General features: G+C 63.8%; 21 protein-coding genes and 1 riboswitch. Of the genes, 7 read left to right on the forward strand and 14 right to left on the reverse strand.

Going from position 1 to position 21,610, the window contains the following annotated elements; genetic code table 11:
- Positions 1 to 107 precede the first annotated feature (107 nt).
- The gene (gene araD1 / locus FJ417_RS01115) at positions 108 to 1,103 is read left to right on the forward strand and encodes an AraD1 family protein (protein ID WP_140782170.1); all 996 of its coding nucleotides are present in this window, start codon (positions 108 to 110) and stop codon (positions 1,101 to 1,103) included.
- A 34-nt stretch (positions 1,104 to 1,137) separates the two neighbouring features.
- Here the strand turns inward: araD1 and FJ417_RS01120 are convergent, their stop codons facing one another.
- On the reverse strand, positions 1,138 to 2,232 hold the full coding sequence (locus tag FJ417_RS01120; RefSeq protein ID WP_140647377.1) for a 2'-deoxycytidine 5'-triphosphate deaminase: 1,095 nt from the start codon (positions 2,230 to 2,232) through the stop codon (positions 1,138 to 1,140).
- 77 nt (positions 2,233 to 2,309) lie between these two features.
- A riboswitch (SAM riboswitch) is annotated at positions 2,310 to 2,387 on the forward strand.
- Positions 2,388 to 2,443: 56 nt separating this feature from the next.
- Here FJ417_RS01120 and FJ417_RS01125 point away from each other — a divergent pair.
- Positions 2,444 to 3,634 carry an O-succinylhomoserine sulfhydrylase gene (locus tag FJ417_RS01125; RefSeq protein ID WP_140782171.1) on the forward strand — a complete coding sequence of 397 codons (1,191 nt, stop codon included), beginning with the start codon at positions 2,444 to 2,446 and terminating at the stop codon, positions 3,632 to 3,634.
- Between the two features lie 137 nt (positions 3,635 to 3,771).
- Here the strand turns inward: FJ417_RS01125 and FJ417_RS01130 are convergent, their stop codons facing one another.
- The gene (locus FJ417_RS01130; protein WP_140782172.1) at positions 3,772 to 4,914 is read right to left on the reverse strand and encodes a ceramide glucosyltransferase; all 1,143 of its coding nucleotides are present in this window, start codon (positions 4,912 to 4,914) and stop codon (positions 3,772 to 3,774) included.
- Positions 4,915 to 5,189: 275 nt separating this feature from the next.
- Here FJ417_RS01130 and apaG point away from each other — a divergent pair, with 275 nt between their 5' ends.
- Complete coding sequence (apaG, locus tag FJ417_RS01135; protein WP_140647374.1) at positions 5,190 to 5,582, forward strand: Co2+/Mg2+ efflux protein ApaG; 393 nt, start codon at positions 5,190 to 5,192, stop codon at positions 5,580 to 5,582.
- Positions 5,583 to 5,783: 201 nt separating this feature from the next.
- Here the strand turns inward: apaG and FJ417_RS01140 are convergent, their stop codons facing one another.
- The 3 genes from FJ417_RS01140 to FJ417_RS01150 form a co-directional block, all read right to left on the reverse strand.
- The gene (locus FJ417_RS01140; RefSeq protein ID WP_140782173.1) at positions 5,784 to 6,812 is read right to left on the reverse strand and encodes an Hsp33 family molecular chaperone; all 1,029 of its coding nucleotides are present in this window, start codon (positions 6,810 to 6,812) and stop codon (positions 5,784 to 5,786) included.
- Between the two features lie 123 nt (positions 6,813 to 6,935).
- Entirely contained in the window at positions 6,936 to 7,847 is a 912-nt protein-coding gene (gene argF / locus FJ417_RS01145; protein WP_140782174.1) for an ornithine carbamoyltransferase, read from the reverse strand.
- Positions 7,848 to 7,863: 16 nt separating this feature from the next.
- On the reverse strand, positions 7,864 to 9,063 hold the full coding sequence (locus FJ417_RS01150) for an aspartate aminotransferase family protein (protein ID WP_140782175.1): 1,200 nt from the start codon (positions 9,061 to 9,063) through the stop codon (positions 7,864 to 7,866).
- Positions 9,064 to 9,419: 356 nt separating this feature from the next.
- Between FJ417_RS01150 and FJ417_RS01155 the strand changes: the two genes are divergently transcribed.
- Positions 9,420 to 9,938, forward strand: coding sequence for a GcrA family cell cycle regulator (locus tag FJ417_RS01155; RefSeq protein ID WP_140659402.1), 519 nt, complete (start codon positions 9,420 to 9,422; stop codon positions 9,936 to 9,938).
- Between the two features lie 120 nt (positions 9,939 to 10,058).
- On the opposite strand, the gene FJ417_RS01160 is transcribed toward FJ417_RS01155, so the two are convergent.
- The 3 genes from FJ417_RS01160 to FJ417_RS01170 form a co-directional block, all read right to left on the reverse strand.
- Positions 10,059 to 11,063, reverse strand: a complete 1,005-nt coding sequence (locus FJ417_RS01160) for a magnesium and cobalt transport protein CorA (RefSeq protein WP_140647369.1) — start codon at positions 11,061 to 11,063, stop codon at positions 10,059 to 10,061.
- Between the two features lie 87 nt (positions 11,064 to 11,150).
- Entirely contained in the window at positions 11,151 to 11,873 is a 723-nt protein-coding gene (gene phoU, locus FJ417_RS01165; protein ID WP_140647368.1) for a phosphate signaling complex protein PhoU, read from the reverse strand.
- A 108-nt stretch (positions 11,874 to 11,981) separates the two neighbouring features.
- Positions 11,982 to 13,247: an ATP-binding protein gene (locus tag FJ417_RS01170; protein ID WP_140647367.1), complete on the reverse strand. Its 1,266-nt coding sequence runs from the start codon at positions 13,245 to 13,247 to the stop codon at positions 11,982 to 11,984.
- A 201-nt stretch (positions 13,248 to 13,448) separates the two neighbouring features.
- Between FJ417_RS01170 and ppk2 the strand changes: the two genes are divergently transcribed.
- Positions 13,449 to 14,354, forward strand: coding sequence for a polyphosphate kinase 2 (ppk2, locus tag FJ417_RS01175; RefSeq protein ID WP_140782176.1), 906 nt, complete (start codon positions 13,449 to 13,451; stop codon positions 14,352 to 14,354).
- A 123-nt stretch (positions 14,355 to 14,477) separates the two neighbouring features.
- Here ppk2 and FJ417_RS01180 read toward each other — a convergent pair whose 3' ends face one another.
- The 3 genes from FJ417_RS01180 to FJ417_RS01190 form a co-directional block, all read right to left on the reverse strand.
- On the reverse strand, positions 14,478 to 15,227 hold the full coding sequence (locus FJ417_RS01180) for an enoyl-CoA hydratase-related protein (RefSeq protein WP_140782177.1): 750 nt from the start codon (positions 15,225 to 15,227) through the stop codon (positions 14,478 to 14,480).
- Positions 15,228 to 15,238: 11 nt separating this feature from the next.
- The gene (locus FJ417_RS01185; RefSeq protein WP_140782178.1) at positions 15,239 to 15,877 is read right to left on the reverse strand and encodes an acyl-homoserine-lactone synthase; all 639 of its coding nucleotides are present in this window, start codon (positions 15,875 to 15,877) and stop codon (positions 15,239 to 15,241) included.
- Positions 15,878 to 15,975: 98 nt separating this feature from the next.
- Entirely contained in the window at positions 15,976 to 16,707 is a 732-nt protein-coding gene (locus FJ417_RS01190) for a LuxR family transcriptional regulator (RefSeq protein WP_140645277.1), read from the reverse strand.
- A 279-nt stretch (positions 16,708 to 16,986) separates the two neighbouring features.
- Between FJ417_RS01190 and FJ417_RS01195 the strand changes: the two genes are divergently transcribed.
- The gene (locus FJ417_RS01195) at positions 16,987 to 17,808 is read left to right on the forward strand and encodes a transporter substrate-binding domain-containing protein (protein WP_140645392.1); all 822 of its coding nucleotides are present in this window, start codon (positions 16,987 to 16,989) and stop codon (positions 17,806 to 17,808) included.
- Positions 17,809 to 17,822: 14 nt separating this feature from the next.
- Here the strand turns inward: FJ417_RS01195 and FJ417_RS01200 are convergent, their stop codons facing one another.
- Positions 17,823 to 18,236: a tellurite resistance TerB family protein gene (locus FJ417_RS01200; RefSeq protein ID WP_140782179.1), complete on the reverse strand. Its 414-nt coding sequence runs from the start codon at positions 18,234 to 18,236 to the stop codon at positions 17,823 to 17,825.
- A gap of 155 nt (positions 18,237 to 18,391) precedes the next feature.
- Here FJ417_RS01200 and FJ417_RS01205 point away from each other — a divergent pair, with 155 nt between their 5' ends.
- Positions 18,392 to 20,041, forward strand: a complete 1,650-nt coding sequence (locus tag FJ417_RS01205; RefSeq protein ID WP_140782180.1) for a lysine--tRNA ligase — start codon at positions 18,392 to 18,394, stop codon at positions 20,039 to 20,041.
- Here the strand turns inward: FJ417_RS01205 and FJ417_RS01210 are convergent.
- Together FJ417_RS01210 and FJ417_RS01215 are read right to left on the reverse strand one after the other, a co-directional pair.
- Positions 20,004 to 20,861, reverse strand: coding sequence for a thermonuclease family protein (locus tag FJ417_RS01210; RefSeq protein WP_348639915.1), 858 nt, complete (start codon positions 20,859 to 20,861; stop codon positions 20,004 to 20,006). The two genes, FJ417_RS01205 and FJ417_RS01210, sit on opposite strands and share 38 nt — an antisense overlap.
- A gap of 11 nt (positions 20,862 to 20,872) precedes the next feature.
- Positions 20,873 to 21,514: a helix-turn-helix transcriptional regulator gene (locus FJ417_RS01215; protein WP_140782182.1), complete on the reverse strand. Its 642-nt coding sequence runs from the start codon at positions 21,512 to 21,514 to the stop codon at positions 20,873 to 20,875.
- Between the last annotated feature and the right edge of the window lie 96 nt (positions 21,515 to 21,610).

Here is a 21,610-nt window from a genome sequence, read left to right on the forward strand (position 1 = left end):
GCGAACGCAATCCGGACGAAGCGTTTCAACCGTGGCGGGGATTGCTCCGCGCCGCGCCAGTCAAGGCTTGCCCGCGGGCGGCCGGCAAAATGAGAGAGGATTTCAACATGCTGATCTCCCAGATCCTCGACGACGCCGAGACGATCCGCGTCGTCGCCCGCAACGGCGGCGGCAAGACAAGGATCATCAACGGCGCGCGCAGCGTCTATTCGCTGGCGATGGAGGCCGCGCGCACCGGCACCGGGCTCGAAGCGCTGATCGAGCGCAAGGGCTATGGCGAGACGGTCGATCTCGATGCCGCCTACAAGAGGGACAGGCTGGTGTCGCCGATCAACCACCCCGATCCCGCGCATCTGCATCTCACCGGCACCGGCCTGACGCATCTCGGCTCCGCGGCGACGCGCGATTCCATGCACAAGAAGCTCAGCGAGGGCGGCGAGGAGGAGCTCACCGATTCCATGAAGATGTTCCGCATGGGGCTGGAAGGCGGCAAGCCCGCCAAGGGACAGGTCGGCGTGCAGCCGGAATGGTTCTACAAAGGCAACGGCACGATGGCGGTGGCCCCCGGCGCGCCCCTGATGTCGCCGGCCTTTGCGCAGGACGGCGGCGAGGAGCCGGAGATCGCCGGCATCTATATCATCGGCGATGACGGCGCGCCGTTCCGCGTCGGCTTCACGCTGTCGAACGAATTCTCCGACCACGTGACGGAGCGGGTGAACTATCTATTCCTCGCCCACTCCAAGCTGCGCAACGCTTCGTTCGGTCCGGAGATCCTGATCGGCGACCTGCCGGCCGACATCCGCGGCGGATCGCGCATCTGGCGCGACGGCAAGCTTTTGTGGGAAAAGCCATTCCTGTCCGGCGAAGCGAACATGTCGCACACCATCGCCAATCTCGAGCACCATCATTTCAAATATTCGGCGTTCCGTCAGCCGGGCGACGTGCATGTGCATATGTTCGGCACGGCGACGCTCTCCTTCGCCGATGGCATCAGGACCGAGGCCGGCGATACGTTCGAGATCGAAGCGCAGGATTTCGGCCTGCCGCTGCGCAACCCGCTTGAGATCGAAAAGCCGGTCAAGGTGGCGGTGAAGGCGTTGTGAGAGCGTGATCTCCCCCAAGGGGGAGATCAGCAGTTCAGCGCGCGGCGCGAAAATGCTTTGACAGCTTCAAGCCCTGCGCCTGGTAGTTCGAGCCGAGATCGGTGCCGTAAAGTGCCTGCGGGCGCTGCAGCATGTGCTCGTAGACGAGACGGCCGACGATCTGGCCGTGGTCGAGGATGAACGGCACCTCGTGGCTGCGCACTTCGAGCACGGCGCGGCTGCCGCTGCCGCCGGCGGCGGAGTGGCCGAAGCCCGGGTCGAAGAAGCCGGCATAGTGGACGCGGAACTCGCCGACCAGCGGATCGAAAGGCGTCATCTCGGCGGCGTAGAGCGGCGGCACGTGCACCGCTTCGCGCGAGACCAGGATGTAGAATTCGTCGGGGTCGAGCACGAGTTCGCCGGCGCCGCTCTTGTAAATCGGCTCCCAGAAATCGACGACATCCTGCGCGGCGCGCTTGTCGACATCGACCAGGCCGGTGTGGTGCTTGCCGCGGTAGCCGACAAGGCCGTCCTTGTCGCCGTCGAGATCGATGGAGAGCGCGATGCCGCCGCCTGAAATATTGGGCGGCTCGGTAGCGACCAGCATCTCGGCGCGGTGAAGGTCGCGCAGCTCGCTCTCCGAAAGCACCGCGTTGCCGGTGCGGAAACGGATCTGCGACAGCCGCGAGCCGGCCCGCACGACGATCGGGAAGGTGCGCGGGCTGACTTCGAGATAGAGCGGCCCGTGATAGCCGGCGGCGATCTTGTCGAACTCGTGGCCGCGATCGGTCATCACCCGGGTGAAGATGTCGAGGCGCCCGGTCGAGCTCTTGGGATTGGCGGAAGCGGACACATTCGAGGGCAGCGCCAGGCTTTCGAGCAGCGGCACGATGTAGACGCAACCTGTCTCCAGCACCGCGCCCTCGGCGAGGCTGAATTCATGCAACTTCAGCCGCTCGAGCTTGTCGGCGACCCGATGATCGGGGCCGGGCAGGAAGGAGGCTCGCACGCGGAAGGCCGTGTCGCCGAGCCTCAGGTCAAGGCTGGCCGGCTGGATCTGGTTGGTGTCCAGCGCGCGCGGCGACTTCAGCGCACCGGACTGGAACAGCGCGGAAATATCCTGGTCGGGAAGAATGCCTGTCTGCCGCAAAGTCTTACTCCGCTCTGCTGGTACAAACCTCTTAATGAAGCCGGCAATTGACGCAAGCGCGGCGCGGGTTTAAAGCGTCGTTATCCCGTGGTGATTTGGCCGGTCGGCTTGCAGCCACGTTAAACAAGTCGCTAAAGGACCGTCGAGCCGCAAGGCTATATGGACCGGTTGCGACTTCGCGGCCGGTTTTTTTGTGTCTGGAAGCAGGGCTATGAGCACCAAGAAGCGCAACTGGAAACCTCAGACGGCACTCGTGCATGGCGGAACGCTGCGTTCCGGCTTCGGCGAGACATCCGAGGCGATGTACCTCACCCAGGGCTATGTCTACGAGACGGCGCAAGCCGCGGAAGCCCGCTTTAAGGGCGAGGAGCCCGGTTTCATCTATTCGCGCTACGCCAACCCGACGGTTGACATGTTCGAAAAGCGCATGTGCGCGCTCGAAGGCGCCGAGGATGCCCGCGCCACCGCTTCCGGCATGGCGGCCGTCTCAGCCGCGTTGCTGTGCAGCGCCAAGGCCGGCGACCATATCGTTGCGGCGCGCGCCCTGTTCGGCTCCTGTCGCTGGGTGGTCGAGACGCTGGCGCCGCGCTACGGCATCCAGGCGACGCTGGTCGACGGCACCGACATCGCCAATTGGGAAAAGGCGATAAGGCCGAACACCAAGCTGTTTTTCCTCGAAAGCCCGACCAATCCGACGCTGGAAGTGGTCGACATCGCCGCGGTTGCCAAGCTCGCCAATTCCATCGGCGCGCGCGTGATCGTCGACAATGTCTTCGCCACGCCGCTGCAGCAGAAGCCGCTGCAGCTCGGCGCCCATATCGTCGTCTATTCGGCGACCAAGCACATAGACGGCCAGGGCCGCTGCCTCGGCGGCGTCATCCTGTCCGACAAGAAATGGATCGACGAAAACCTGCACGACTACTTCCGCCACACCGGTCCCAGCCTGTCGCCGTTCAACGCCTGGACGCTGTTGAAAGGCCTGGAGACGCTGCCGCTGCGCGTGCGCCAGCAGACCGAGAGCGCCGGCAAGATCGCGGATTTCCTCGCCGGCCGATCGGAGATAGCCCGCGTCATCTATCCGGGCCGGGCCGATCATCCGCAGGCGGATGTCGTCAAGAAGCAGATGTCGGGTGGCTCGACGCTGATCTGCCTCGACGTCAAGGGCGGCAAGCAGGCGGCCTTCGCCTTTCAGAACGCGCTCGACATCGTGCTGATCTCGAACAATCTCGGCGACGCCAAGAGCCTGATCACCCATCCGGCGACGACCACGCACAAGAATCTGAGCGACGACGCGCGGGCCGAGCTCGGCATCGGGCCGGGCACGCTCAGGCTCTCCGTCGGCCTGGAGGACGCCGACGACCTGCTGGACGACATCGAGCAGGCGCTGAAGGCGGCCAAATAAGACCTGCAGCGGCGACCGTCACTACACAGGACCTTAAAGCGCGTCGCGCTGAAGCGGATTCAGGCGACGCGCTTTAAGGCTTTGTTTTCATGCATGTCGTTATCGCAAAACCGCTGCACACTTTTGCGCGACGTGCATTAGGCAAGCTCTTCCAGTTCGGTCATCGTCTTGGTGCGGATGGTCATGGCATTGCCGCGCCATTCGACGGCGCCGCCGAACCAGGCGCGCGCCCAGATGGCGGGCAGCAGGGCATCGCGCGTGAGCATCGCGGTGACGCTGCGCGGCGACAGGTACCAGCCCTTCGCAAAGGCCAGCAGGCATTCCGGCAGGTAGGCGATCGCCAGCACGCCCAAGGCCGTCGTGGGCAGGCTGACGCCGGCGCCTGCCGCCGCAATCAGCGCCAGCAGCAGCGGCACCGCGGCGCCGGTCAGGATCTCCGGCGCGAAGAACAGCGGGAAGGTGACGCGGCGCAGCCGCGCCCAGCGCGCCTGGCGCGACCATATCTCGGCGAGCCGGCGCTGGCCGAGCGGCTGCTCGAAGGGCGAAGCGACGAGATTGACGCGCAGGCCCAGGCTGTTGACCAGCTTGGTGGCGGCCGCGTCCTCGGCGATCTCGGCGGCCAAAGCCTGGATACCGCCATTGGCATCGAGCATCGGCTTGTTCCACAGCATGCTCTTGCCTTGGGCGAAGCCGAGCCCAAGCGCCTCGCCGGCATACTGCCAGCGCGCCTGCAGCGTGTTGAGGAAGGCGCATTCGACTTCGGCCCAAAACCCGTCCGGCCGCGAGCCGATCGGCGTCGAGCAGACGAGGCCGGTATCCGGGCGCCATGCCGCCATCAGGTGCTGGACATAGTCCCTCGGCATCAGAACGTTGGAATCGGCGAGGACCACCCAATCGTGCCGCACAGCCTGCCAGCCCTTGATGCAGTTGTTGAGCTTGGGATTGGCGCTGACGCGGTCGTCGCCGATCAGGAGTCGCGCCGGCACCTTCGGATAGCGCGCGATCGCCGCATCGATCAGCATGACCACCGGGTCTTCGGCATGCGCGACGCAGAAGATCAGCTCGTAGCGCGGCCAATCGAGCGAGAAGGCGCGCTGCAGGGTCTCCTGTGTGAACGGCTCGACGCCGCGCGACGGCACGATGATCGAGACCGGCTGTGCGCCGACGGGCGGCGCAATGACACGCCGCCGTTCGAGCCGCGACGCGGCGAGCAGGATGCTGGCGAGATTGGACAGAAGAAGGGCTGACGAAGCCAGGCCGGCTGCGATAGTCAGTTCCATCGAGATCTGGTCACTCTCTATCTCTTTGTTTTCACGCAATTCCGGACGGAAAACTGCTCACACTTTTCCTGGAATTGCTCTCGGCCGCATGCGCCCATTTCATCAGTTACAGAGCGCCCGAGTCGCCCGGCACGGTTTGTGCACACCAACATTGTCATGTGTCACTTAAATGACATTGTTTTTCGGCACGTGCGCTACAAGGCTGGCAGGATGGTCGGCGCTGCGCCCAACAGCGAAGCGCAACGAATGTTCCGCAGCGGCAACCGGAGTGGCCCATGTATCGCGCAGTGACGCGCAACATCGAAGTGCTGGTCAGGCCCTTCTATCTGGAGGACCGCTCCGATCCGTCCGAGAACCGCTATGTCTGGGGCTATCAGGTGACGATCGACAACCGCTCCGACGAGTTCGTGCAGCTTGTGTCGCGCTACTGGCACATCACCGATGGTCGGGGCCGGGTCGAGGAGGTGCGCGGCGCCGGCGTCGTCGGCGACCAGCCGGAACTTAATCCCGGCGACAGCTACCAGTACACCTCGGGCTGCCCGCTCTCGACGCCGTCGGGCATCATGGTCGGCCATTACACGATGCGCAACGGCCGCGGCGAGACGTTCGATATCGCCATTCCGGCTTTCTCGCTCGATATGCCGGGGACAAGGCGCACGGTGAATTAGGCGTCGGCGATTAGCGTCTTTCTCCCCGTTCAACGGGGAGAAATGCCCGGCAGGGCAATGAGGGGCAGCGCCGACTTCTCGATATCTTGAGGCAGACGACAGCGACACCACGGCGGAAGCCATCTTCACCAGCGACAGCGCCGCCCCTCATCCGTCACTTCGTGACACCTTCTCCCCGTGAAACGGGGAGAAGGAAGGAGCTTACTTCACGAATTCGGCCGGGTCGAAGTCGTATTGGGTCGAGCAGAACTCGCAGGCGACGTGGATGCCGCCGTCCTCGGTCGAGTCCTTGATCTCCCGGGCCGAAAAGCCTTCGAGAATGCCGCGGATCTTGTCGCGCGAGCAGGAGCACTGGTCGGCGACAGGCACGCCGCGGAAGACGCGCACGCCATGTTCGTGGAACAGCCGGTAAAGCAGCCGCTCGGCGCCCACCGTCGGGTCGATCAACTCGGTCGGCTCGATCGTGCCGAGCAGCGCCAGCAACTCCTGCCAGGAATTGTCGGCCGGGTGGTCCGCAACGTCACGCGGATCGCCGTCGCCACCGGAAATATCGGGAACGCGCATGCGCTCCGGCGATTGCGGCAGGAATTGCGCCAGGATGCCGCCGGCACGCCACTGCTCGCGCGCGCCGGCTGGGCCGGGCGTGACCAGCTTGGCGACCGACATCTTGATCTCGGTCGGGATCTGCTCCGACTGCCGGAAATAGGTGCGCGCGGCATCCTCCAGCGAGGTACCGTCGAGCTGGACGATGCCCTGGTAGCGCTGCGTATGCGCGCCCTGGTCGATGGTCAGAGCCAGGACGCCGTTGCCGAGCAGCGTCTGCTGCGAGGTCTCGCCGGCGGCGGTCAGCGCCTGCAGCCGGTCGGCATCGAAACGCGCATAGGCGCGCAGCGCATGCGGCGTGGTGAAATCGGCCACCAGCATGTCGACCGGACCGTCGGTGCGGGTCTGCAGGATGAACTTGCCTTCGAACTTCAGCGAGGTGCCGAGCAGCACGGTGAGCACGCAGGCTTCCGCCAGCAGGCGGGCGATCGGCTCTGGGTAATTGTGGCGGCTCAAAATAGCGTCGAGCATCGGCCCGAGCTGCACGGTACGGCCGCGCACATCGAGCGGCGCGACCTCGTAAGGCACGACGTGATCGTCGCCGGCGAAGCCGAATTCACCGAGTTGGGGTTTATGCTCAGCCAAGGTCTGGGTTTCCAACATGACAAAACTCCGGGGCGCAGCCATGCAACCCGATGAGCCGCATGCGTCGAAGCGCGTTCAATTTACGTGATGGCCCGCAAATAGGCATCACATATCCCCAGATCAAGTTGAGCCCGATCGGGCCGGAAGCGGTCAGGTCGGCCCTTCTCAAGCGCCCAGGCACCAAGCCAGTACCGCCTTCTGGGCGTGCAGCCGGTTCTCGGCCTCGTCGAAGACCACCGAATGCGGCCCGTCGATCACCTCGTCGGTGACCTCCTCGCCGCGATGCGCCGGCAGGCAGTGCATGAACAAAGCATCGGCCTTGGCCTTTGCCATCAGCGCCGCATTGACCTGATAGGGCAGGAAGACGTTGTGGCCGCGGGCGCGATGCTCTTGGCCCATCGAGACCCAGCTGTCGGTGACGACGCAGTCGGCCTTGTCGACGGCCTCCTCGGCGGACCTGGAAAACCGGACCTTGCCGCCATTGGCTTTCGACCAGTCGACATATTTCTCGAACGGCTCGCTGCCTTCCGGCACCGCGACATTGAGATTGAAGCGAAACCGCGCCGAGGCTTCCAGGAGCGAATGCAGCACATTGTTGCCGTCGCCGGTCCAGGCGAAGGTCTTACCGGCCACCGGTCCGCGATGTTCCTCAAAGGTCATGATGTCGGCCATGAGCTGGCAGGGGTGCGTGTCGTCGGTCAGCCCGTTGATCACCGGAACGGTGGCGTTCTCGGTGAGCTCCAGCAGCCGGTCATGCGAGGTGGTGCGGATCATGATGGCGTCGACGTAACGCGACAGCACCTTTGCCGTGTCGGCGATCGTCTCCGACCGGCCGAGCTGCATCTCGGTGCCGGTCAGCATGATGGTCTCGCCGCCGAGCTGGCGCATGCCGACATCGAAGGAAACGCGCGTGCGCGTCGACGGCTTGTCGAAGATCATGGCCAGCACCTTGCCATCGAGCGGTTTTGAACGCTCGCCCGCCTTGAGCCTGGTCTTTCGCGCCACCGCGTCGTCCAGCATGATGCGCAGGTCGCCTGCGGAAACGGCGGATAGATCGGTGAAGTGGCGAACACTCATCGGCAGGTTCCAGAAATTATTTGGCGGCTTCGGCCGCAATCGCGTCGGTCAGGCTCTTGGCGCCGCCGCGAATGCGCTCCAGCGCCTCGCCGATCTCCTCGTCGGTGACGGTGAGCGGCGGCAGGAGGCGGATGACGTTGTCGCCCGCCGGCACGGCAAGCAGGTGCTGATCGCGCAGCGCCATGTTCACCTTGGTGTTGGGCATGGCGCATTTCAGGCCGAGCATAAGGCCGGTTCCCCTGATGCCCTCGATGACGTCGGGGAATTCATCGGCCACCGCCGCAAGGCCCTGCTTCAGAAGCAGCGCCTTGCGCTGCACGTCCTCGAGGAAGCCGTCGGCCAGGACAATGTCGAGCACGGCGTTGCCGACGGCCATCGCCAACGGATTGCCGCCGAAGGTGGTGCCGTGCACGCCGGCCGTCATGCCGGTCGCCGCCTCGTCGGTGGCAAGGCAGGCGCCCATCGGAAAGCCGCCGCCGATGCCCTTGGCGATTGCCATCAGGTCGGGCGTGACGCCTGTCCATTCATGCGCGAACAGCTTGCCGGTGCGGCCGATGCCGCACTGGACCTCGTCGAAGATCAAAAGCAGGCCATGCTTGTCGCAGAGTTGCCGCAGCCGCTTCAAGGACTGCGTCGGCACCGGCCGTATGCCGCCCTCGCCTTGCACCGGCTCGATCAGGATCGCCGCGGTCTCCGGCGTTATCGCCTTTTCCGCGGCGTCGATGTCGTCGAAAGCCACCTGGTCGAACCCCTCGACCTTCGGGCCGAAGCCTTCGAGATATTTGTACTGGCCGCCGGCGGCGATCGTCGCCAGCGTGCGGCCGTGAAAGGCACCCTCGAACGTGATGATGCGGAAACGCTCGGGATGGCCGTTGACGAATTGATAGCGCCTGGCCGTCTTGATGGCGCATTCCAGCGCCTCGGCACCGGAATTGGTGAAGAACACCTTGTCTGCGAAGGTCGCTTCGGCCAGCCGCTCGCCCAGCCGGCGCTGTTCCGGGATCTCATAGAGGTTGGAGACGTGCCACAGCTTGGCGGCCTGCTCGGTGAGCGCCGCCACCAGATGCGGATGGCTGTGGCCCAGCGAATTCACCGCGATGCCGCCCGCGAAGTCGAGATATCGCTCGCCCTTGTCGGTGACCAGCCAGGTCCCCTCCCCGCGGTCGAAAGCCAGGGGGGCGCGAGCAAAGGTCTCGTAAAGCGCCGAACCGCTCATTATATGCGTCTCCGGAACCGGAAATCAAAAAAGCCGCCAATGCGGCGGCCTTTGCGGCTTATCATGTTTTTCGGCCATGAAGTCAACGAAAACGTCACGCAGAAGCGCGTGGCGAACCTCCGACGCCACGCCGGCTCATAAGTAGACCGGCAAGTTGGGGAAAACCGAAAAAACCGAATCGTGTTGCCCTGGGGACTCTTGTCACCGAGTCAGCGCATAAGGTATTTGTAGTCGAGAAATAACTAGATTTCGTGCGGCGGACCTAATCACCCGGTATATGTGGTGTCGTTTGCCCGGCGGGAGCCGGGTCGGGAACGGATTCTGACTACCGCACGCCTCAGCAGGAGCGCGGCCCCATGAACTGGACTGACGAGCGGGTAGAACTTCTCAGGAAACTGTGGTCGGAGGGCCTGAGCGCCAGCCAGATTGCCGCACAGCTTGGCGGAGTGAGCCGCAACGCTGTCATCGGCAAGGTGCACCGCCTGAAGCTTTCGGGCCGCGGTCGCGCGACGGCCGCCCCGGCGCGCCAGAAAAAGGCGACGCAAGGCGCCACGATGCAGAAATCGGTGACCCGCGCCGCAAGCGCTACGCGTCACGTGACGGCCACCATCGGCGCCACCGCGCTGCAGGTGCAGTTCGACGCAGAGCCGGTCGCGCGCCACTATATCCGACCGGTCGAGAACGTGGTCGTGCCGATCTCGCGGCATCTGCAGCTCGTCGAACTGACCGAACGCACCTGCAAATGGCCAAACGGCGATCCGCTGTCGGAAGACTTCAACTTCTGCGGCAACGACGCCGCCGAAACGGGACCCTATTGCAAGTATCATTCCCGGGTGGCGTTCCAGCCGGCGGGGGAGCGGCGCAGGGCAAGATAGGGGAATAGGGGAGTAAGGCAGTAGTGGAGTAGGGGAAAGAGCGCTTCATGCGCTACGTTTCGCAGTCAGTCGCTCCCTATTACCTACTCCCTTACTGCCCTACTCCCTTACTCCCATATTTCACAGCCACCCATTCTTCTTGAACCGCCAGTACAGGAACGAGCAGATCGCGGCCATCACCAGCAGGATGATTGGATAGCCGTATTCCATCTTCAGTTCCGGCATGTCGGAGAAGTTCATGCCGTAGATGCCTGCGAAGGCCGTGGGCACCGCCAGAATGGCGGCCCATGAGGCGAGCTTCTTGGATATTGCGGTTTCCTGGCTCTGCCCGACCAGCAGACTGGCTTCGAAGGCGAAGGCCAGAACCTCGCGCAGTGAGTCGATCTTTTCCTGCACGGTGCGGATGTGGTCGGTCACGTCGCGAAACAGCGGATGCATGGCGGCATGGATCTGCGGCAGCTCGGCACTGGTCAGCCGACGGCAGACCTCGACCAGCGGCAGCGCCGCATTGCGCAGGCGCAGCAGATCGCGGCGCAGCATGTAAAGCCGCTCGATATCGGAACCGGTCATCGGCTTCAAAAGCACCTTGTCCTCGATCGCCTCGACCTCGTCCTCGATCTGCTCCAGCACCGGCATGTAATTGTCGACGATGAAATCGAGGATGGCGTAGAGGACGAAGTCCTCGCCCTTGGCGAGCGAATGCGGGCAGCTCTCCCAGTGCTGGCGCACGGCGGCGTAGGAGGTCGACGGGCCGTGCCGGACGCTGACGATGTAGCCGGCGCCGACGAACAGATGAGTCTCGCCGAACGTGACGCGGCCGTCGATCAATTGCGCGGTGCGGGCGACGATGAAGAGGGCGTCGCCATATTGCTCGATCTTCGGGCGTGCATGCGGATGCTCGGCATCCTCGATCGCCAAATCATGCAGGTGGAATTGCGCCTGCACCCGGAGCAGAAGGTTGCGATCGGGCTCGAGCAGGCCGATCCAGACGACATGGCCAGGTTTTGCCGCCCATTCGCCGGCTTGTTCGACGGCGATGTCGGCGACGCGCTTGCCGCCCGAATAGACGCTGGATGCAATGATGCCCGACGTTGGGGCCGGGGTCAGGTTCCGAACTTGTTCCATCGCAAACCTCCCGAGACTGCGACTGACAAAATCGCTGTGTCTGGAGGAGCTTACCCTAAATCAGGAAGCCGTTCGAGAGGCGCCGGTTCACTTAGCCGGCACCGTGGCGGGAAGCACGACCTTGTCGGTCTTGTCCCCCTTCGGCCGATCGGCCGGCATCTGGTCGCCCGTGACGATGTAATAGATCGTCTCGGCGATGTTGGTCGCATGGTCGCCGATGCGCTCGATGTTCTTGGCGCAAAACAGAAGATGCGTGCAGGGCGTGATGTTGCGCGGATCTTCCATCATGTAGGTTAAAAGCTCGCGGAACAGCGAGGTGTACATGGCGTCGATCTGGTCGTCCCGGTCGCGCACGAGGCCGATCCTCTCTACCGAGCGCGAGGCATAGACGTCGAGCACTTCCTTGAGCTGCGTCAGCGCCAGATTGGCAAGGGCCTCCAGGCCGCGGAAAAGGCTATTCGGCTGGCGGCCGTCGACCGAGGCCACGCGCTTGGCGACGTTCTTGCCCAGGTCGCCGACGCGCTCGATATCGGCCGAGATGCGGATCGCGCCGACGATCTCGCGCAGGTCCGTCGCCATCGGCTGGCGCCTGGCGATGATGATGATAGCCTTGTCGTCGATCTCGCGCTGTCCTTCGTCGAGGACGAGATCGTCCTGGATGACCTTCTGCGCGAGGCCATGGTCGACGTTCACCAGGGCCGCGACCGCCTGTTCGACCATGCGCTCGGCATGGCCGCCCATCGCAGCGATGCGCTTCGACAGGAACTTCAGCTCTTCATCATAGGCACTGGCGATATGGACGGACTGCATGGATATGCCTTCCCGGTTTGTGCCGGCTGGTGCGTTCCCTCAATCCGTCGCTGATACGCGAACCGCATGACAGAAAGAAGAAAATCCCGGTTGGCAACCGATACACGATCAGCGAGCCGGCAAATGAACCGTGAACGCCGCGCCCTTGCCGACTTCCGACTTGATCGACAACCTTGCGTTATGACGGGTCAATATATGCTTGACGATCGAAAGGCCAAGCCCGGTGCCTTTCTGGGTGCGGCTGTTTTCGACATCGACGCGGTAGAAGCGCTCGGTGATGCGCGGGATGTGTTCTTCGGCAATGCCCGGACCATAGTCCCTTATCGTGACGTCGAAGCCCGGCTGTTGGCTATCCTCGCCGCCAGCGATCGATACGGTGACATGCCCACCTGACTGGCCGTATTTGCAGGCGTTCTCTAGGAGATTCTCGAAGACCTGGAACAGTTCGTCGCGATCGCCGGGAACGACGAGCGGCCCGTTGGCGAACTCGCGCTCGATGACGACGCCGTTCTCACCGGCCAGCGGCCCGAGCGAATCGATGACGCTATCGATCGTCTGGCGAAGATCGACCTCCGTGCCCGGCCTCAGATAGGGTTTCATCTCCAACCGCGACAGCGAGAGCAGATCGTCGATCAGGCGGGCCATGCGGCCGGTCTGGTTCTGCATGATCTGCAGGAACTGGTCGCGCGCCGCCGGATCGTTGCGGGCCGGCCCGCGCAACGTCTCGATGAAGCCGGCGATCGAGGCGAGCGGCGTGCGCAGCTCATGGCTGGCATTGGCGATGAAATCGGCTCGCATGCGATCGATGCGACGCGTCTCGCTCTGATCCTTGAACACCAGCACGTAAAGGCCGGTGGCATGGCCGACCGTGGACGCGCTGACCCGATATGTCCGCTCCACCGGCAGCTTCTCGGTGTAGTCGACCGCATCGGCGGCGACCTGACCCGACAGAATGCCGTCGAGCAGCGCCTGCATTTCCGGCGCGCGAAACTTCAATGCCAGCGACATCCCCGGAGCCAGCCCGCCGAAGGCGGCGAAGGCGGCGGCGTTGGCGTGAACCATGGCGGCGGAGCGATCGAATATGATGAGCGGATCGGCGACCGCGGCCGCCAGATACTCGCCGGAGAGCCGCTGCAGCCCGCTTGCCTCGATCGCTGCTCCCGTATCGGCTGGCTGGCGTTCGGCATTTGCCGGCAGCATCGCGGCGGCCGCCAGCGCGGCCAGGGCCAGCATCAGCACATAGACGGAGACGCCGGCGAAAAAATAAACGGCAAGGACCGCGAGAACACCCGCGCCAAGCAGCCAGCGGTTGCGTGACAGCCGCGCCGCCAAGGCTTGCCCCCTGTTGTTTTGTCCCGCGCCCGTCTCTGCCATAAGCCCGCGCCACCCCGCATCCCGTTCAACCGGCCAGCGGCTCGCTGGACCGGCCTGACGCATGGGACCCTGAAAATCAGGATCGATTTTCGCGAAGGTTCATGCGCAAAATCAAAATGCTACAGCGTTTTTGCGCCCGAAAGCGCGCTGCGCTGCACAGGCTCCATAGCATGAGTCCGCAAACTGGAAAGGTTCGTCTGGATGAAAAAGGCCAAGGAAACGGCTGAAGCGGTGCCGGCCACCGCACCGATCAAGATCAAGATCGGCGGCAAGGAGCGCGAGTTCGACATCGACAATCCGGTGCTCCCGGACTGGATCGAGGACAACAAGCTCACCGCCGGCGGCTATCCTTACGACAAGAAGATGAAAGGCGAGGAGTACGAAAAGGAACTCGAGACTCTGCAGATCGAACTGGTCAAGGCCCAGGCCTGGCTGCAGGCCACCGGCAAGCGGGTGATGGCGCTTTTCGAAGGGCGCGACGCGGCCGGCAAGGGCGGCACGATCTTCGTGCTGCGGCAATATTTGAACCCGCGCACGGCGCGCAACGTCGCCCTGACCAAGCCGACGCCGACCGAGGCGGGGCAATGGTATTACCAGCGCTATGTCGACCATTTCCCGACCTCGGGCGAGTTCGTCACCTTCGACCGCTCGTGGTACAACCGCGCCGGCGTCGAGCCGGTCATGGGGTTCTGCACGCCGGAGCAGCACGAGAAATTCCTCGACGAGACGCCGCATTTCGAGCGGATGATCTCCAACGAGGGCATCCATTTCTTCAAATTCTGGCTGAACATCGGCCGCGAGACCCAGCTCGAACGGTTCCATGACCGCCGCTGGTCGCCGCTGAAGAACTGGAAGTTCTCGCCGATCGACATCGCCGGCGTCGGCAAGTGGGACGACTACACCAGGGCGCGCGACCAGATGATCGAGCGCACGCACAAGGAATTCTCGTCGTGGATCGTCGTGCGCGCCAACGACAAGCGCCGCGCCCGGCTCGCGGTGATCCAGCGTATCCTGCTTTCCCTGCCCTATGACGGCCGCGACCTCGATGCCATCGGCAAGCCCGACAAGAAGATCATCGGCGAGGGACCGGAATTCCTGAAGGACTAGTGCTTTTCCCCGTTTCATGGAAACGGCGAAACGCCTATCTCTTTGTTTTTATGCAGTTCCGGACGAATTACAGCGCCGCGCGCCTTTCGGCTCGCGCGGCGCTGAGGTTTTTAAGCCAGGTGCTCAGGCAGCCAGGCGGGCGATCCGCTGCAACCGCTTCAGCGTGGTGTCATCCTGAAGCGCCTGCTGGAACAGCGTGATCTCGTGGTCGATGCGGTCGCACAAGACGTCCGTGTCGCCCTTGAGCAGGCTGCGCGTCTGCAGCAGTGCCGCCACAGGCTTCTTGGCCAGCTGTTTCGCCCTCGCCAGCGTCGCTTCCTCGGCGCTGCCTTGCGTCACGATCTCGCCGACCAGGCCGAGCGCCTTAGCGTCTTCGACGCCCAGCGTGTCGCCCAGGCAGAAGAAGCGGAAGGCGCCGGCATAGCCGAGCTTCTGGGGTGCCAGGATGCTGGTCGCCGCGTCCGGCACCAGGCCGAAATCGACGAATGGCACCCTGAAGGTGCTGCCCCGGGAAGCGATCACCATGTCGCAATGGAACAGGATGGTGCAGCCGACACCGACGGCGTCGCCGTCGACGCAGGCTAGGACCGGCTTGGGGAAGGTCGCCAACATGCGGAACATGTCGGTGACGGCGGCGATCAGCTCTTGGTGCTTGGTGGCGTCGAGGAACTCCGAGAAGTCGCCGCCAAGGCAGAAGCATCCGGCAAGGCCGCGCAGCATGACGACGCGGACCTCGTCATTGACGGCTGCCTCGTGCAAGGTCCTGGCAAGGCTCGCATAGGCATGCCTGTCGAGCACCGGCCGGCCATCATGCGACGACACGGTGACGACCAGCGTATGGCCGCGCAGTTCCGGTTCGGGATGGAAACTCATGACCGCCTCCATCACGAAGCCTGCTTGAGGCCGAGCAGACCGGGATAACCCCGGTTCAGCACCGGCAGGTGGTGGTTGCGGCGGGCCCGCACGACATCGAGCGTATGCTCGGTGAAGGTGAGCAGCGTCGCCACGACCTGCTGGTTGCCATAGGTGCGCTGGTAGCCGAGCGGCTTTGCCAGGAAGTGCAGTTGCAGCGCCCGCAGCACCCACATCGGCTCGAACTCGATGATGACCTGATTGACGGAGCGCTTGAGGCCCCATTCGACGAAGCCGGCGATCAGTTCGGTGCCGACCGTCGAGACGCCGCGTTTGCCGTCGCGAAAACCCGGAGCCACCGCGTAGCGGGTCAGTTCCCAGACATTCGGCCCCGAGGGAGACGGTCCCTCGCAGAGATCCGACAGCACGTCCGTGAGCAGATGCGGCCGTGTGGTCGGCAGCATCCGCTGGTAGCCAGCCAGTTCGCCATTGCGGATGACGAGGTGATGCTCGGCCTCGTCATGATCGAACTGGTCGATCTCGAGCTGGTCCGGACGATCAAGATCGGTCCATCCCATCTCCTCGACGAAGATCTTGTAGCGCAAGCGATGGACTGCCTCCCAGAGGTCGGGACGTTCCATCAATTCCTGAGTGGTAAGGGAAAAAAGCATTAGCCGTCTCCTAGGCTTAAGAGGAAGATACGGCCGTGATGTCCCTTAAAATATTGCGCGAATGCGCAGGCAAGAATTTCTAGGTCGGCACGGCCGACCTAGCTAATATAGCCACGTCTAATCGCCTCCGCGACTGCCTGCACCCGGTTGGCTGCGCCCAGTTTGCTCTTGGCGTTAAGAAGATGTTTCTCGGATGTGTGTTCCGAGATGCCTAAAATTTGAGATATCTCCCATTCAGACTTGCCGACTGCGGCCCATTGCAGGCATTCCCGCTCACGCGCCGTCAATTCTATGTGATCGATGACGCTCTCGGCCTTGGTGTGCAGTTGCATGGCGCGGCCGATCGCATAGGTCGATGCGAGCGACACCATTCCGAATTCCGCATCCGACAAGTCAACGGATTCGCCACCCAGCGAGACCATGACGATCTGGCCGTCGAGCGTGACCAGCGGAAATGCCAGGCCGTCGCGCAGCTTGAACTCGCGGGCGTCGCCCATGACTTCATCGCTGCTCTTGTCGATCAGGGCGTTTTTTGAAGCGTCCCGCCATTGGAACGGCGCCTGAAGCTGCTTCATGTGACTGACGACCGGATCGTAGTCGACATAGTTGCGCGCCACATAGCGCTCCAGCCAATCGCCGGGCCAATCGCAAAGCATCACATGCTGTTTCTGCCGGCCACGCGGCGTGCCCGGCTGCGGCACGGTTCCCGCCATCAATGCGGTCAGGCCGAAGTTCGAGGTGACGCCGAGCAGCCTCTCGCAGACCGCGGCCGCGGTGCCAGCATGCTGCAACTGGTCTATGTATTCCAGAGTTCTGTCAAACAGGCCCATCGCAACATCTACCCCATGTTGCTTCTATTTTTCTCATTGCCGACGGTAGATGCCCGAACACCCCTTCGCCATCAACCTCGGGTCGCAATTGCCTCAGCAAAGCCGGTAGCTTCCCCCTTCCGGCACGCAGGTCACTTGCAAACACGCCGAATCATACGCTTAATTCGGCCGCCTGAAATCAAAAACCGTTGTGCCTGCCCCATTTTCATACGAAAAGCCGAGGAACGGGGACAGGCGCGGAGCCATATCGTGATCTTGCGGTGGATATTTCTGGCCCTGATGTCGCTGGTGGGCGGCGCGTTGCCTCTCGCCGATGCGACTCAGGCGGCAGAGCCGCAGGTGCCGGTGCTGTGGGACGCCAAGGAGCGGCTGCCGAAGCCCGACCTCTCCGCGCTGCCGCGACTCAGATTCCTCACCACCACCGATTTTCCGCCCTTCAACTTCCTCGATGGCGCTGGCCGGCTGTCGGGTTTCCACATCGATCTGGCGCGGGCGATCTGCGCGGAACTGGACGTTGTCGAGAAATGCCAGGTCCAGGCCTTGCCGTGGAACGAACTGGAGGGCGCTCTCCAGAAAGGCGAAGGCGAGGCTATCATCGCCGGCATCGCCGCGACGCCGGAGAGCCGTGAGAAATACGCCTTCTCGCGCTCCTACATGCAATTTCCAGCCCGCTTCATCATGCCCAAGGCAAAGGCCTTCGCCGAGCCGATCCTCGACAAATTGCGCAGCAAGCGGGTCGGCGTAGTCGCCGGCTCGGCGCATGAGAAGATGCTGCGCGATTACTTCAACACCGTCCAGGTGGTGACCTTCGACACGCCGGAAGACCTCTATACCGACCTCAAGGCCGGCAAGATCGACGCCGCCTTCGGCGACGGCATGCGCTTCGCCTTCTGGCTGGGCGGTTCGGACGCCGCCGGCTGCTGCCGCTTCGCCGGCGGTCCGTATCTGGCGCCGGAATATCTGGGCTCGGGTATGGCGATCGCCACCCGCAAGAGCGACACCGCGCTTGCCGCCGCCTTCGACTATGCGTTGCAGGAGATCTCGATCAAGGGCAGCTTCGCTGAGTTCTACCTGCGTTATTTTCCTGTCAGCTTCTTTTAGGTCTGCAGCCTTCTTCAGGTGAGCGTGCGCAGGCGGGCTTTCGCCGCACGCGCGATCGCGGCGACGGTCAGCGTGTCGAGGTCGAGCTTGAGGCGGATGAGCTGCAGCACCCTGACTTCCTCCATACGCATTTCGAGATCGACGGCGGCTACTTCAAAGGCAGCGGCATAAGCAGTGTCGCGCAGCCGCTCGGGTAGCGCTTCGGAGACGCGCGCCAGCAGGCCTTCCAGCCCGTCCTTGTCGTGCAGCGCCTTCTGGCAGGCCTGCGCCACCGCAATTAGCCTGTCCTGGTTGAAATCGACGAAGACCGGCCAGGAGCGGACGACATCGCCGATCCGCGCCAGCTCGACATCCGTCATGTCGCGATCGGAAGCCGACGTGATGACCATCAGGTGGATCAGGGCTTCGTGCGGCGTCAGCAAAGGCATTCAAAACTCCTTGAAAGTGAGGCTCGAACGTAGGAGCGCGATTGTGGCGCCGCAAGGAAAACCGCCGCAAATCGTTGACGCTCCGATCTCGCGCGCCTAGAGACCGGTCGACAAACCTTATCCGCCGCACAGACGGCCATGACTGGAACTCCGACATGACGGGATCAAACATCATCGATCTCAATCCCGAGATGCTTGCCGCGGCGGCCGAGAGCAAGGCCTGGCCGTTCGAGGAAGCCAAGAAGATCATCGCCCGCTACAAGGGCAAGGATTTTCCCGAAACCGTGCTGTTCGAGACCGGCTACGGCCCGTCCGGCCTGCCGCATATCGGCACGTTCGGCGAGGTGGCGCGCACGACCATGGTGCGCCACGCCTTCCGCGTGCTGACGCAGGACAAGGTCAAGACCAAGCTTCTGTGCTTCTCCGACGACATGGACGGCATGCGCAAGATCCCGGAGAACGTGCCGGACCGCGCGGCGCTGGAACCCTACCTGCATATGCCGCTGACCTCGGTGCCCAATCCGTTCGGCGGCGACTATGCGAGCTTCGCCGACCACAACAACGCGATGCTGTGCCGTTTCCTCGATACGTTCGGCTTCTATTACGAATTCGCCAGCGCGACGCAGTATTACAAGGCCGGCCGCTTCGACGAGGTGCTGCTGCGCGCCGCGGAGCGCTATGACGAGATCATGGGCGTGATGCTGCCGACGCTCGGGCCGGAGCGCCAGGCGACCTACAGCCCGTTCCTGCCGATCTCGCCGAAGAGCGGCCGCGTGCTCTACGTGCCGATGATAAATGTCGACGCCAAGGCCGGCACCGTCACCTTCGACGACGAAGGCATGGAGACGACGCTGCCGGTCACCGGCGGCCATGTGAAGCTGCAGTGGAAGCCGGATTTCGGCATGCGCTGGGCGGCGCTCGGCGTCGACTTCGAGATGTTCGGCAAGGACCACCAGACCAATGCCGGGATCTACGACCGCATCTGCAACATCCTCGGGGGCCGCGCGCCGGAGCATTTCGTCTACGAGTTGTTCCTCGACGAGGAAGGCCAGAAGATCTCGAAGTCGAAGGGCAATGGCCTGACCATCGACGAATGGCTGACCTACGCGCCGACCGAGAGCCTCGGCCTCTATATGTACCAGCGGCCGCGGCAGGCGAAGAAGCTCTATTTCGACGTCATCCCGAAGGCGGTTGACGAGTATTACGCTTTCCTTGGCGCCTATCCGCGCCAGGACTGGAAGGAGCGGCTCGGCAATCCTGTATGGCACATGCATGACGGCAACCCGCCGGCTATCGACCTGCCGGTACCGTTCGCGCTGCTGCTCAACCTAGTGAGCGCCTCCAACGCGCATGACAAGGCCGTGCTGTGGGGCTTCATCTCGCGGCACGCGCCGGGCGTGACGCCGAAGACGCATCCGGAACTCGACCGGCTGACCGGCTACGCGATCCGCTATTTCGACGACTTCGTGAAGCCGACCAAGGTTTACCGTGCCGCCGACGAGATGGAGCGCGAGGCGCTGGCCAAGCTTTCCGACGCGCTCGGCGCGCTGCCGCAGGGCGCCGACGGCGAGGCGATCCAGAACGCGGCGCTCAACGTCGCGCGCAAGATCGACCGCTACCAGGACCATTCCAAGCAGAGCCCTGAGGGCGGACCAGGCGTGTCGGTCGCCTTCTTCCAGATGATCTACCAGGTGCTGATCGGCCAGGAGCGCGGGCCGCGCTTCGGTTCGTTCGCGGCGCTTTACGGCATCGCCGAGACACGCGCGCTCATTGAGCGGGCGCTGGCTGGTCAGTTGGCGGCGTAACGTCGCCGCCATCGGCCGGCAGGATCGAATCCGGCGCAACCGGCGCCGGATCTGACGCGGCCGGCAGCGCCGGCAGACCGTCAAGCTTAGGCGCCGAGCCGAAAATACCCTTCCTGGCCGTGCGGGCCTTGTTCTCGGCCTCGACATAGGGACCGCCTTGCGCGGCGCGTGCCCAGCCATTCTCGACCAGCCACTGGCCGACGTCCTGATTGCCGATATGGCATTCGGCGGAAATGGTGTCGCGGCCGCCCTCGGACGGCACGGTGCAGGCGACCGCCCGGCCACGCAGGAAAGCGCGGAAGGCTGTCCTGGCGCGCGCGCCGCAGGCCCAGTTCTTGCCCTCGTCGGCGCAGGTTTCGTCCGCCTTGACGACATCCACGCCGGACACGGCGACCGCATAGCCCTTCGACTCGATCAGCCCGGCGGCGATGGCGACCGGCTGGAACAATTTCGTGCCGTTCCAGTCGCCTGGCATCTTCGTTTTGGGCGGCTTGGGCGGCCCGGCCAGCGCCAGATCGCTGAGCGGCGCGCGCGGTTCCACCCGTTCGAGTTCGTTGTCCGAAAGAGCGGGCGGCGCCACCACTTCGGGATCGATGGCCCTCGAATGAACAGGTGGCTGCGGAGTGGCAGGCGCGGGAATGGCCGAGGTCGCCGGCTCTTCCGGCGGCGTCTCAGTGCCTGGATCTGCAAGCGCGTCCGGATCGATCTGATCCACTGCGATCGTGCTCTCATGGCCTTTGATTGCGCGCCCGCCGGTCACGACGAGCGCCGCCATGACCGGAAGCGCCAGAACCGCCAGGGCTGTTTGAAGAAGCCGCACCGGTCCGGGACCTACTGGCTCGCCCAAATGATGCGCGCCACCCATTCGATATCGCGCGTCGGGATGTCACGGTCCGGGTGGGCGGGGTTCAGCGAAACCAGCACGATCGATTTCACCGTTTGCCGATCGAGCACCTTGGCCATCACCTCGCCGGCGGTGGTCTTGACCACGACACGATCGCCCTTGCGCGTCGGCGCGCCCGGTTCGACGATCAGCACGTCGTCGTTGCGGTAGAGCGGCAGCATGGAATCGCCCTGTACCTGCAGCGCGTAGGATGTCTCGGTCGCCCGCGCCGGAAGCTCGACCAGATCCCAGCCCTGCCCCGCCGGATAGCCGGCATCGTCGAAGAAGCCCCCCGCGCCGGCCTGGGCGAAGCCGAGCAACGGAACCGCGCTGCGATGTTGGGCGACGGAGGCCCCGCCGCGTCCTTCGACCAGTCCGGTGAATTCCTCCAGCGAAGCGCCGGTGGCCTCGATGATCTTGGCCAGCGATTCGGTCGAGGGCCAGCGCGGCCGGCCGTCGGAAGACAGGCGCTTCGACTTGTTGAAGGCCGTCGAATCGAGGCCCGCACGCCGGGCAAGGCCGGAAGCCGACAGCGAATAGCGCTCGGCGAGAGCGTCGATTGCGGCCCATACGCGGTCGTGTGAGAGCACGCGCGCTCTCCTTCAGAACAGGAAAAAATGCCTCAAGCCTGTCTAGCGCGCGACCACACCATTGTCCATCGGCGTGGCCGATGGACATCGAGAAAT

It is taken from the genome of Mesorhizobium sp. B3-1-7, from assembly GCF_006439385.1.
In the GTDB taxonomy this organism is placed as follows: domain Bacteria; phylum Pseudomonadota; class Alphaproteobacteria; order Rhizobiales; family Rhizobiaceae; genus Mesorhizobium.